Raw genomic sequence first — 12,541 nt, 5'->3', positions numbered from 1 at the left:
CATTCTTAGTTTACGCGTTCTAGCTAAAAAGTTCAACGTTTAGCCAAAAAGCAGTTTTAAAGTTTGTGGCACACTAGAAACTGGAACTACTTCAATACCAAATTCAGTCAAACTTTTATGCATATTATGGCGAGGAATAAAAATTCTTTCAAACCCCGTTTTAGCAGCTTCTTTAACTCTAGCCTCAATTTTATCAACTCGGCGTACTTCACCAGTTAAGCCAATTTCTCCAACAAAACAATCAGTTGGAGAAATCTCTTTATTAGAATAACTAGATGCGACAGACATTGCTGCAGCTAAATCAATTGCAGGTTCATTTAACTTAATACCGCCGGTTGCAGTTAAATAAACATCTTGATTTTGAAGCATTAAGTTGCCCCGTTTTTCAAGAACTGCTAATAAAAGAGCCGCGCGATTATAATCAATTCCAGAAGTTGTACGTTTAGCATATCCAAAAGCAGTTGGAGTAACTAAAGCCTGGATTTCTGCCAACAGTGGCCTTGTTCCTTCCAAAGATACTACAACTGCAGACCCAGTTGAATTTGGCAAACGTTCATCTAAAAATATAGATGAGGGATTAGTTACTTCTTTTAGTCCCTCATTAATCATTTCAAACATTCCTATTTCATTAGCTGCACCAAAACGATTTTTTACTGAATGCAAGATTCGATAAGTGTGATGTTCATCCCCTTCAAAATAAAGCACAGTATCTACCATATGCTCTAATATCTTAGGGCCTGCAATCGCACCTTCTTTTGTAACGTGTCCAATAACAAAAACAGTAATTGCATCCATCTTAGCAATTTTCATCAATTCACTTGTTACTTCACGCACTTGTGAAGCTGAACCTGTCATTGAATCAAGACTAGGTTCGTTCATAGTTTGAATTGAGTCAATCACAACAAAATCAGGTTTTACATCATTAATTTGTTCACGAATGTCATGCATATCAGTTTCTGGATATAGTAACATACTGCTTGAACCTACGCCTAACCGATCTGCACGCAATTTTATTTGATTAGCAGATTCTTCTCCTGAAACATATAATACTTTATATTTTTCAGCTAAGTCACTCATAATCTGCAGCATTAAAGTGGATTTGCCAATTCCAGGGTCACTCCCAATCAAAACCAGAGACCCCGGCACAATTCCTCCACCAAGAACACGATTAAGTTCTTCTGATTTAGTTGAAATCCGTTCTTCTTTTTCAGCTTTAATTGTATCAAGTTTTACAGGTTCATTAAGACCTGTTTTTCTAATCAATCTACTAGCTGTTGCTTTAGTTGAACGTTTTTGCACTTCTTCAGTTTCTTTTTCAAATTGATTCCATGCTCCACAATTTGGGCAACGGCCTAAATAACTTGCTGAAATATAGCCGCAAGAGTTGCACTTATATTGCGTCTTTATACGAGCCATTAACTTTCCTTTCTTTCATTGGTTGAACCAAATCCACTTACACGAGGTCTAGTGATTGGATTATCATCGTCGGTTTTTAAGTATTTCATAAAAATCCCCTGAGCAATCCGATCTCCTTTTTTAATGTGAAGGGGACGAACTCCGTAATTTAACACTTGTACAAAAAGTTCGCCTTCATTATTAGGATTGTTATAATAATCTGCATCAATTACACCAATTCCATTTGGCAAGCTTAGGTTCTTTTTAAAAGTATTAGAGGAACGATTAGCAAGAATTAATACTTCATCTTCTGGCATATAAACTTTTAAGCCGGTTGGAACTAAAATTGGTTTCAAAATACTTTCTGCTAATTCATAATCTTTTTCATAAAGTTCATGACCATTACGAATCAAACGAAAAATTCTTACAAAATTCAATCTCCAAATACTTGGAATCACAATATCCTTTGCTGCTTCAATATCGTATCCAGCACTTGCTATAGTTTGTCTTCTGGGTAAGTTAATTCCTTTATCCTTATATTTAGTAACTACTTCAAAACCACGTGTCTTCATTTATTTTTCCTATTCTTTTTGCAAACTTTATTTTTATTTATCAGAAAACTATTTTACAATTATTTTTAACGAAAATGAATTATAGTTCTTAAATAATAATTACGCAAAAGAAAGGTGATTTTATTTTATGGAAAAGAAAATTTTTGAAATAAAAATTGGAGATATATTAACTTCTAGAACTGATATCGACTTAATTAAGAAAAATAATCAACAAATTTGGGTCATGAATCATATTTTTATAAATCCTACTAACCATGATGAACATGAAATCAGCTTACTAATGGAAAAAGTAATAAATTTCATCAAACAATCTGGCATTTCCATTTGGGTTTTAGATCCAATTGCAATCGAATATTTTAAAAAACATCCCGAACTAAATAATATTTGGGCTGAGCAACCTTTTAGCATTTAATAGACAAAAAATTATTTTTGCATTAAAATAAAATTAGGTTATTGTAAAATAAAAAGGAGGAAATTTTACATGGCAAAAGAAATTACTAATGATAGTATTGCTAAATTTGAACAAGATTTAGCTAAGCACCCTGCCTACAATGTTGCCAGTCGTGCTGCTCAAGAAAACGGAATTTTTAAGGCTAGCCAAAATTTACAAACTAAAATCGACTTGGATCCAACTTTTTCAATTGAAATTGAAACTGGAAAGCCAGCTGACCAAAAACAATCTGGTCGTTGTTGGATGTTCAGTGCTTTGAACACTATGCGCCATCCACTTCAAAAGAAGTTTGCTTTAAAAGATTTTGAATTATCTCAAAATTACACCAACTTCTGGGATAAATTCGAAAAGAGTAATTGGTTCTTCGAAAACGTAATTGCAACTGCTGACAAAGATTTAGGCGATCGTAAAGTTTCATTCTTATTTGCTACTCCTCAACAAGACGGTGGTCAATGGGATATGCTCTGCGGCATCATTGAAAAATATGGTATTGTCCCAAAGAGTGTCTATCCAGAAACTGCCAACGCTACTAATTCAAGTGCTTTAAATGATACTTTAAATACTTTACTTAGAAAAGATGGTCTTGAACTTCGTCGTATGATTCAAGATGGTAAACCAATGGATGAAGTTGAAAGTCGCAAGGAAGAAATGCTCAACGATGTCTTTCGTGTTCTTGCAACTTCACTTGGTGTTCCACCTAAGAAGTTTAATTTTGAATATCGTGACGATAACAAGAATTACCACATTGACAAAGATATTACTCCAAAAGAATTCTTTGATAAGTATGTTGGAATGGATCTTGAAAACCATATTTCAACTATTAATGCTCCAACTAAGGACAAGCCATTCCACAAAGTATTTTCAGTAGAATACCTTGGAAATGTCGAAGGTGGTCGTCAAGTTCGTCACTTAAACTTAAAAGTTGATGAAATGAAGGACCTAATTATTAAACAACTCAAAGATGGTGAAGTTGTTTGGTTTGGTTCAAACGTTGTTAAAGACTCTGAACGTCGTGCAGGTCTTCTTGATACTGACCTTTATAAGCGTGATGAATTATTTGATGTAGACTTTACTATGTCAAAGGCTGATATGCTTGATTCCGGTGAAAGTATGATGGACCATGCAATGGTTATCACTGGTGTTGATATTGTTGATGGTAAACCAACTAAATGGAAGATTGAAAACTCATGGGGTGAAAAACCCGGCTTTAAAGGTTACTTCGTAATGAGTGACAAGTGGTTTGACTCATTCGTTTACCAAGCTGTTATTAACAAAAAATACTTACCAGAAGAACTTAAAAAAGCTTATGAAGATGGTAAGGAAAATCCAATTCAATTATTGCCATGGGATCCAATGGGTGCTTTAGCATTTGAATAACTTTATATTTAGTAAAAAAACAACCGCTGACAGAAATTAGTCAGCGGTTGTTTTTTTACCAAATATGAAGCAATCTTGTTGGATCAAGCTTACTTAAATTAAATTGATGTACATGGGGATTCTTATTTTCTGGAAACTGCTTCACAAAATCAGCCACATTATAAAGTCCAGTTGAATAAGTCCAAACTCCTTTAACTTTTCTAATTGGATCCAGCATTTCATTTCTAATTGGATATGCTGAAATTAAAAAGTGTTTATGATGAAACTTAAATACAAAATATGGTAATTTAAAATCTTCAACTGCTTCTTCTGGCGTTGTTGCAATCGTTACAACATTGCGGTAAGTACCATATTTTTCAGTGAATCTTTTATTAAATGAAAAATAGAAATTCGAAATGTGAACATGAGGAAAGTCTTCCTCTTTTACCTTATCTGGAACTGCAATAACATGAGAGTATCGGTCTAAATTGCTCTCACGCTGTGATAGTGCCTTATCCATTTGATTAGGTACAATTCCATGTGCCCATTCCGGAACTTCTGGGTGAGCCTTATATGAGCGATACATTTGTTTAATAACTTCAGGCTTTACCCAATCATAATGCATTCTAATTTCATTGCGCTTGAGTAAACTATCAAGCGTATTATGCTGCATCAAATCAACTACAAATAATTCATAGTGGTACTTGTCCACCCATGGTTTAAAGTGCTCAATTGCACTAGGAACAATATGTGTGCCGTCAACAATAACTGTTTCGCCATACGACATTTTATGTTCCACCAAATTATCCACCATCTGCTCGGTACGAACGGTTACGTGCCGTGGGATCACTTGGTGCAAGCGATCTTCATCTTCTTCATAATAAACTGTTAAGTCCGCCAATAATAACCGTATTTCATCGCGACTTATCGCATACGGTTGTAAGTGATGACGAGCAATAAAAGAAGATTTACCGGAGCCTGGTGCACCTCGCAATAAAAATATTTTACGCATGGTCTTAACTCCAAACTAAGAAATCTAAAAACTCTATTTCCTATAAATTTTACCACAAATAGTCGGCCTACCTAATTATAAGCACAAAAAAAGTGCATCAATGTGCACTAGTTTAATATTTTCTTATCTAAAATATTTAAATGTTCATCCATTGTGTAAACTATTGGCTCAGCATTTGGAACTTCTAAATTCACAATGTCCTGATCATTAATATTTTCAATTTTTTTAATTAAAGCTCTTAAACTTGATCCATGAGCTACAATTAATTGATCTTGCCCCATTAGCATTCTACTAGCTATTTCATCATAATAATAAGGTAAAAGTCTAAGCTGAGTTTGATAAAGACTCTCTGCTCTAGGCATGAGATGCTGATCACAAAACTTATATCTTCTATCAACCATTGGCGAGCCTTGTTTTGGCGGAATTGAATAAAAACCACGTCGCCACTCTAAAACTTGCTCAGCACCAAACACCTTTCGAGAAATATCTTTATTAAGTCCTCTTAATGCTCCATAGTGACGTTCATTTAAACGCCAAGTCTTAGTCATTGGCAACCATAAAATATTACACATATCTGCTACAATATTCGCTGTTACAATGGCTCTTGATAATACTGAAGTATGGATATGAGTAGGATAAAAGTTAGATAGATTTTTAATTTTTTCTCCAGCTTCTTGTGCCTGCTTTTTTCCTTTATCCGTTAATGGTACATCATTCCATCCAGTATAGACATTTGCAGCATTAGCCTGACTTTCACCATGTCTTACTAAAACTAATTTAACCATACTTACTACAACCTCGTTAACAACAGAACTATTCCACCAATTGTAAAGATTATCCCCAATATGGCAAATGCCCTTATACCACCACGATTGTTGGGTTGCTTTCGTCTATTCCATGCATATGCTAAATCATAAAGTCCTACAATAATAATTATTATTGCCGTAAAAACATTTACTTGAAAATTCATTTTTATCTCCTAATTTTCTTTGCCAGGACCAGGAACAATCATTTTATCATTTTTCCCACGTTCACATTCTGGCTGCAAATTAATATGATTAATACCTAACTCTTTTTTTAATTGATCAGCAATATTTTTAGTTAATTTTTCAAACTGAGCCGCTTTTAGTCCTTTATCAACATTAATATGAGCATCGAGCATAATATAATCATCACTATAGCGCCAAACGTGAACATGATGGATATTTTTTACTTCTGGATAAGAAAGAACAATCTTATTAATTTCATTTAAATTAATATTAGGATTGGACTCCATCAAAACATTTGCAGCCTTCATAGTAATTTCATAAGCCTCATGTAACACAAATAATGAAACTAATATTGTAAGCACTGGATCAAGCCAAGTTACATTCCAAAAGTAAATGAAAATCGCACCAATTACAACGGCTACACTAGATAATGCATCACTTAACATATGGACAAAGGTGGAACGTACATTAAGATTATTTTTAGCATCTTTATGCATTGCAAACATTGAAATAAAGTTTGCAGCCAATCCAATAGCAGATACCACTAACATAATACCGCCTTTTATATGTTCAGGTTGCCAAAAACGCTGAATTGCTTCTACAAAAAGTACCAAACTAATAACAATTAAAACTACACCGTTTGTAAAAGCCGCCAACGTTTCTGCTCTTTGATAGCCAAAAGTTTTATTAGTATTACGACTTCGCCGACTAATTAAATGGGCAATAAAAGATAAAATAATTGCTCCAACATCACTTAAATTATGTACCGCATCAGATAGTAACGCTAATGAGCCTGAAACAATTCCACCAATAAACTCTGCAACAGTAATAATTACATTTAATAAAGTTACAAAAACGTATCTTCTAGTTGTATGATCTTTATTATTCATTATCACTTTTCCTTTCAAATATAGTCTACCAAAAAAGGCCATGCTTTTTCAGCATAGCTTTATAGATTTTCAGCTTTCATATTATAATCAATAATTTCAAACTTACCATCATTATGAAGCAGTCCACGAGTTACACTACCATTATCAGGAAACGGAATATCATGCAAACCATCACTCTTATTCCAATATTTAATAGATAGTGTCTTAATAAAATCACCATGAGAAACTACTAAAACCCTTTTTTCTTCTTTGGTTAATTCATGTAATACTTCAATCGCACGTATCATTCGATCATCAAGTTCTTCTTTATTTTCAGCTAAATGACGTGGGTCAGCTTTTTTGGTTGCTTCTCGAAAATTATAAATCCCTACCGTGTTAATGATATTGCGAACGTCATCTTCGTGACCTATTCCAGCAGCTACCGCAACTTGGTCCCAAGTTTCATTAATATCATCACCCTCAAAACTGCCAAAAAATACTTCACGAAATTCTGGTAATTTTTTGATTTTTCCTATCTTAGATACAAGATTTGCATTTTTCATTAAGTGAACAGTATCAATAGCACGTTTTAAATCTGATGAATACATATTATCAAAGTGTACTTGTGCTAAGGCATTAGCTGTTCTTTTTAAATCGTCAATCCCCTTAACAGTTAATGGGGAATCACACCAGCCTTGAACCTTATTCAGCTGATTAAACATCGTCTCACCGTGACGAACTAAATAAACCTCTGTTGACATATGTAACTTCCCTTCTTTATTTATAATTATGTATATTTTAGCAGATTTAAGCAATATACGCTGTATAAAACAAATAACTTGCCAAAATTACTGAAAACCCTGCAGTAATCCATCTAACAGCTTTCGGGGATAAATAATGCACACTTTTCTGTCCTAAATATCCACCAATAAATAAACCGATTGCCATCGGAATTACCATCGACCACATAATTTTTGAGCCAAAAATAAAAACAATTAGTGCAATCAAGTTTCCAAGTGAGCCAATGATATTTTTCATAGCATTAATTACTACAAATTCATCATCGCTAATATAAGTTAAAAATATTAACATTAAAACTCCAGAAGCTGCCCCAAAATATCCAGTATAAATACCTGCTACTATTAAACCTAAATATGCCCCAATAGTTCCTTTTTTAGAACGATTTTTTGACAAATCAAAAAACTTTTTACTTCCACTTAACAGTAGCATCCCTGCTGAAAAAAGAACAAAAAATGGAACTAATTTTTCAAAAATATCACCTGGAAATTTTAATAATAGTAAGCTTCCCCCTAAAGCCCCAATTAAAATAAAAATTGAATACTTAGCTGTTTCTAACCAACGCCCCTTCAAATCCTTAAGTGACGACATTGCACTTCCTACTCCTGTAAAAATCAACGAAGCGGTATTAGTAATATTAGCCATTACTGGTGGTACTCCTACAATAAGAAGAGCTGGATAGGATACAAGTGATGCCATACTAGCAATTGTCGATACTATTCCTGCCAAAATTCCTGCAATAATCAAAAATATAAATGTTCCCATTAAAATCATCAAATTCTTTCTAAATAATTCTAATTATAAGTTTATAATAAAGGTAATTAGTACAGAAAGGAAGATTTTATGACAAAAGTTGCCGTAGTTTTTGCAGATGGTTGCGAAGAAGTCGAAGGACTTAGCGTAGTTGATGTTTTGCGTCGTCTTAATATTGAAACTGATATGGTTGGTCTTACCAACAAAGACGTAATGGGCGATCACAAAATAAAATTAACTTGTGATAAAGTAGTTGATAATAGTTTATTAGATTATGATTTAGTTGCTTTTCCTGGTGGAAAGACTGGTGCAATCAACTTGCGTGATAATGAAAAATTACGTGATTTAATGGTTAAACGTCATCAAGAAGGCAAGTGGGACGCTGCAATGTGTGCTGCGCCTATCGCTTTAGCCCGTTATGGCGTTTTAGCTGATGCCGATTATACTTGTTATCCAGGTTTTGAAAAAGAAACTGAAAAAGATGCTCCCACGGGTCATTTTAAAGAAAGAATTACTGTGACCGACAAAAAGCATAAAATTATTACTAGTCGTGGACCTGCTACTGCTTGGGCATATGCTTATGCAATCGCAGAAGCTCTAGGAGTAGATACCAGCAATCTTAAAAAGGGTATGCTGTATGACTATTTAGCTGAAAATATTCAAGATAGTCTTTAAGACTTATTTTAGGCGAAGGATTAGCCTTCGCCTATTTTTGCATAAAAAAAGTCAAGAAGTTAAAACTTCTTGACCTCATAAACATGTCGATCTTTAATTTTTCAATTTTTTGCGTTTATTTATGTAATTAAATTCAAAAGTTTTTTCAAAATTAAGTTTATTCAACATTTAGCTTTAATTATTATCAAGTATAGGAATTCTAAGTAGTTTTTTGTCGTCATAACTTCTAACTAACAATCGAACTGAAGGAGGAATAATGTAATAACATTTTTAATTGCTAGTTTAGAATTGGGGTCAAACATTAATTGGTATTAGCTTTTACGGATCGGATAACATTTCATGTCAAATATTATAAGCCAATTCTGCTGATAAAATTAAACGAGTTTGTGTAAGTGGAATAATAGTTATGTGATATTATCAACAGGCAAAGCTAAATCTAATAAGTAAAAAAATACTTAATTTGAACTCTTTGATTTAATTATTAATTATTATCAATAACAAAAATAAGTTGTTCGAATTTTTAAGCAAATACTTAATATGAGAAGGAGTTATTAAGATTAAATTGCTTATTTATAAAACCAATCCTAAAAATAAGTATGGAGTAAAGATAGGGGTATAAATGTTATAAGGATATCTTAGGATTGTACATGCTAAAAACAATAATTAATCTAGAGATTTTAAGTCGGTATTAGTCTCTAATGTAAACATAAAAATTTCGCAAAGTTCGGAATAATATTGCAAAGTAATCTACGAATTTTCACTCGAGATCGAAAAAGGCCATCTGGTCTTTTATTAAGACCCTCTTTCCATCAAACAAAGGCACTATTAATATAGTGCAAAATAGCTTAAGATAATTTTTTGAAATTATTTTATCTAAGTTATTTTTAATAATAAAAGTGATTCTAGAATCAGTACTCGTAAGCTCTTACACTTTTTACTATAACACGATATTCGTTATATTAAAAGAAAAAGGGTAAATAAATTGTTTACTTTGTACTATGAAAGTTTTTCATTATTTTAATATATTAAGCTTTGAATTATTAAAACTGTAAATAGGAAAATATGAATTTTTAATATCAAAAAAAGCGCTCCATCTGGAACGCTTTTTTGTATAAACGTAAATCGGTTGATTAACGCTTTGAGAATTGAGAAGCTTTACGGGCCTTCTTCAAACCTGGCTTCTTTCTTTCCTTCATTCTTGGGTCACGAGTTAAGAAACCTGCCTTCTTAAGTGGACCACGGAAATCTGGGTCTACTTCAAGAAGTGCACGAGCAATACCGTGACGGATTGCACCAGCTTGGCCAGAGAAGCCACCACCGTTAACATTAACAACTACGTCGTATTGACCTTCAGTTTCAGTTAATGTTAAAGGTTGCTTCAAGTCCTTAACCAAGTTAGGGAATGGAATGTATTGATCAACATCTTTATTGTTAACAGTGATCTTACCGTTACCTGGTACTAAACGAACGCGCGCAACTGAATCCTTGCGGCGACCAGTACCTGCGTATGCAGCTTGTTGTGCCATTATTTAACCTCCTAGATTAATTTGTTAATGTCTAACTTTTCAGGCTTTTGTGCTTCATGCTTGTGATCAGCATCAGCATAAACATGCATCTTCATGAATTCTTGGTGACCAAGAGTATTCTTTGGAAGCATACCTTTTACTGAAATTTCAACCATCTTAACTGGGTTATTAGCAAGCAACTCGCCGTATGAAACAGCCTTTAAGCCACCACGCCATGATGAGTGGTGGTAATGAATCTTATCAGTAGCCTTCTTACCAGTCAACTTAATCTTTGAAGCATTGATGACAATTACATTATCACCAGTGTCAACATTTGGTGTATATTGAGGCTTGTTCTTACCTCTTAAAATAGTGGCTACAGCAGTTGAAAGACGACCTAATGAAACGCCTTCTGCATCAATAATGTACCACTTACGTTCAATTTCGCTAGATTTAGCTAATGGTGTTGTACGCAATGTAAATTCCTCCGTTTATTTGCAGTTTGAAAACAATAAGTTTCCGGGGCCTATCGTGGACAAACATACTATACTAGAGTACGTCCTTTTGCCCAAAATGTCAATTATAAATCACAATCCTGGCGGTATTTATTTGGTAACTCATCATAAAAAACATGGTATAGATATAATCCATTTGCTTGAGCTGTTTCACGAACTTCTTCACGATTTTTAGCCTTTATTACTCTTGGAAAATCATTCACAGGTCTTTTACCGTTACCAATTTCTAATAAGGTTCCAACCAAAATTCTGACCATATTATACAAAAAACCAGAACAAATAAAATCAAAAATAATTTCATTATTCTCTTTATCTTCTTGCACATTAACATAGTACATCGTTCTAACCTTATTTACAATCTGGCCTCCGCTAGCTGCAAAACTAGTAAAATCATGTGTACCAATTAAATCTCGTGCTGCTGTTTGCATTTTATCTATATCTAATGGATAAGGAAAGTGTCCTGTATAAAAGCGTCTAAATGGATCTACGAATCGATCTCGACTAACTCGATAGCGATACCATTTACCCTGTGCAGAATACCGAACATGAAAATTTTTATCTACAATTTTGCAATCTTTAAATACAATATCAAGTGGCATCATAGAGTTTAATGCTAGAATCATTTTATCAGCTGGAATTTTTTTACCAGGATAATCAAAATGAATCACTTGTCCAATTGCATGAACTCCCGCATCCGTTCTACCTGAGCCTTCAACGATTACTCTTTGACCCTTAGTCATCTTCTTTAATGCTTCTTCAACTGTGCCTTGAACTGTTCTTTGATTTGGCTGCATTTGAAAGCCATGAAAAAGATGACCATCGTAAGCCATCGTCATTTTATATCTTGTTGTCATCATTTTGCCCTAAAAATTAATAATAATCCTACTAATAATATAAAATAGCCTAAGCAATATAAATCATATTTTGACCATTTTAATACTCTAAACTTAGTTCTGCCTTCACTTCCGCGATAACCGCGAGACTCCATTGCAGTGGCTAAATCTACCGCAGTTTGTAAAGAACTTATAAATAAAGGTACAAGAAGTGGTGCAATAGCCTTTGCACGTTTTATCAATCCACCATCATTAAAGTCTGCTCCACGCGAACGTTGTGCATTCATAATTTTTACAGTTTCATCAAATAATGTTGGTACAAATCTTAAAGCAATTGACATTACTAAAGCAATTTTATCAACTGGTACCTTTAAATATTTTAAAGGTGTTAGTATCCATTCCATAGCATCAGCGATCTCTAAAGGCATTGTTGTAACTGTAAGTACAGTAGAAATCAAGATAATCAATGTAAATCGAATAAAAATATAAATTGCATTTATAATCCCAAAACTAGAAATTGTGAATATCAACCATTTCCAATAAATATGTCCTCCTGTTGTAAAAAGAAGCTGAAGCAATGATGTAAACAAAATTAGCCAAATTAACGGTTTAATACCGTCCCAAAACACTTTGGGTTTTAGTTTAGTTTCAAATACCGCAAATAAACTAAATAATGTAATAATTGCATATGTAATCCAATTATTAGCTAAGAAAATTATAAATATAAAAGCAATGCAGGCCAATAATTTCCCTCTTGGATCCATTTTATAAATAATTGAATCTCCAGGAATATATCTACCTATCAATATTTTACTCAC

At 33.4% G+C, this 12,541-nt stretch carries 15 protein-coding genes; 3 read left to right on the top strand and 12 right to left on the bottom strand.

All coding sequences use genetic code 11. From position 1 onward, the window contains the following. Window positions 1–39: 39 nt before the first annotated feature. Both radA and FOD82_RS01985 read right to left on the bottom strand, forming a co-directional pair. Complete coding sequence (gene radA / locus FOD82_RS01990; protein ID WP_144354829.1) at window positions 40–1,416, bottom strand: DNA repair protein RadA; 1,377 nt, start codon at window positions 1,414–1,416, stop codon at window positions 40–42. Next, window positions 1,416–1,967 (bottom strand): dUTP diphosphatase, encoded by a 552-nt coding sequence (locus FOD82_RS01985; protein WP_144354828.1) that lies wholly within the window; start codon window positions 1,965–1,967, stop codon window positions 1,416–1,418. Before FOD82_RS01985 ends, radA begins: the two co-directional genes overlap by 1 nt. Before the next feature lie 127 nt (window positions 1,968–2,094). Here FOD82_RS01985 and FOD82_RS01980 point away from each other — a divergent pair, with 127 nt between their 5' ends. Both FOD82_RS01980 and pepC read left to right on the top strand, forming a co-directional pair. Then, window positions 2,095–2,379: an N-acetyltransferase gene (locus FOD82_RS01980; protein WP_144354827.1), complete on the top strand. Its 285-nt coding sequence runs from the start codon at window positions 2,095–2,097 to the stop codon at window positions 2,377–2,379. A 69-nt stretch (window positions 2,380–2,448) separates the two neighbouring features. Further along, complete coding sequence (pepC, locus tag FOD82_RS01975) at window positions 2,449–3,795, top strand: aminopeptidase C (protein WP_144354826.1); 1,347 nt, start codon at window positions 2,449–2,451, stop codon at window positions 3,793–3,795. Between the two features lie 55 nt (window positions 3,796–3,850). Here the strand turns inward: pepC and FOD82_RS01970 are convergent, their stop codons facing one another. From FOD82_RS01970 to FOD82_RS01945, 6 genes are all read right to left on the bottom strand, one after another. Continuing rightward, window positions 3,851–4,786, bottom strand: coding sequence for an AAA family ATPase (locus FOD82_RS01970; RefSeq protein WP_144354825.1), 936 nt, complete (start codon window positions 4,784–4,786; stop codon window positions 3,851–3,853). A 107-nt stretch (window positions 4,787–4,893) separates the two neighbouring features. Next, window positions 4,894–5,571 (bottom strand): 2,3-diphosphoglycerate-dependent phosphoglycerate mutase, encoded by a 678-nt coding sequence (locus FOD82_RS01965; protein ID WP_144354824.1) that lies wholly within the window; start codon window positions 5,569–5,571, stop codon window positions 4,894–4,896. 5 nt (window positions 5,572–5,576) lie between these two features. Further along, window positions 5,577–5,756 (bottom strand): hypothetical protein, encoded by a 180-nt coding sequence (locus FOD82_RS01960; protein ID WP_144354823.1) that lies wholly within the window; start codon window positions 5,754–5,756, stop codon window positions 5,577–5,579. Between the two features lie 9 nt (window positions 5,757–5,765). Further along, complete coding sequence (locus FOD82_RS01955; protein WP_144354822.1) at window positions 5,766–6,665, bottom strand: cation diffusion facilitator family transporter; 900 nt, start codon at window positions 6,663–6,665, stop codon at window positions 5,766–5,768. A 59-nt stretch (window positions 6,666–6,724) separates the two neighbouring features. Continuing rightward, window positions 6,725–7,405 (bottom strand): histidine phosphatase family protein, encoded by a 681-nt coding sequence (locus tag FOD82_RS01950; protein WP_144354821.1) that lies wholly within the window; start codon window positions 7,403–7,405, stop codon window positions 6,725–6,727. Window positions 7,406–7,451: 46 nt separating this feature from the next. Next, window positions 7,452–8,216: a sulfite exporter TauE/SafE family protein gene (locus FOD82_RS01945; RefSeq protein WP_144354820.1), complete on the bottom strand. Its 765-nt coding sequence runs from the start codon at window positions 8,214–8,216 to the stop codon at window positions 7,452–7,454. Between the two features lie 69 nt (window positions 8,217–8,285). Here FOD82_RS01945 and FOD82_RS01940 point away from each other — a divergent pair, with 69 nt between their 5' ends. Continuing rightward, complete coding sequence (locus FOD82_RS01940; protein ID WP_144354819.1) at window positions 8,286–8,870, top strand: DJ-1 family glyoxalase III; 585 nt, start codon at window positions 8,286–8,288, stop codon at window positions 8,868–8,870. Between the two features lie 1,130 nt (window positions 8,871–10,000). On the opposite strand, the gene rpsI is transcribed toward FOD82_RS01940, so the two are convergent. The 4 genes from rpsI to FOD82_RS01920 all read right to left on the bottom strand — a co-directional run bounded on the left by rpsI (window position 10,001) and on the right by FOD82_RS01920 (window position 12,541). Beyond that, window positions 10,001–10,396 carry a 30S ribosomal protein S9 gene (gene rpsI, locus FOD82_RS01935; protein WP_144354818.1) on the bottom strand — a complete coding sequence of 132 codons (396 nt, stop codon included), beginning with the start codon at window positions 10,394–10,396 and terminating at the stop codon, window positions 10,001–10,003. 11 nt (window positions 10,397–10,407) lie between these two features. Further along, window positions 10,408–10,851 carry a 50S ribosomal protein L13 gene (gene rplM, locus FOD82_RS01930; protein ID WP_144354817.1) on the bottom strand — a complete coding sequence of 148 codons (444 nt, stop codon included), beginning with the start codon at window positions 10,849–10,851 and terminating at the stop codon, window positions 10,408–10,410. A 104-nt stretch (window positions 10,852–10,955) separates the two neighbouring features. Then, window positions 10,956–11,744, bottom strand: coding sequence for a tRNA pseudouridine(38-40) synthase TruA (gene truA, locus FOD82_RS01925; protein WP_144356003.1), 789 nt, complete (start codon window positions 11,742–11,744; stop codon window positions 10,956–10,958). Beyond that, a complete protein-coding gene (locus FOD82_RS01920; RefSeq protein ID WP_144354816.1) occupies window positions 11,744–12,541 on the bottom strand; it encodes an energy-coupling factor transporter transmembrane component T in 798 nt (265 codons plus the stop codon). The genes truA and FOD82_RS01920 overlap by 1 nt, the downstream gene beginning before the upstream one ends.

Source organism: Lactobacillus sp. LL6 (assembly GCF_007570935.1).
In the GTDB taxonomy this organism is placed as follows: Bacteria; Bacillota; Bacilli; order Lactobacillales; family Lactobacillaceae; genus Lactobacillus.
This window is presented reverse-complemented; position numbering and strand designations above follow the sequence as displayed.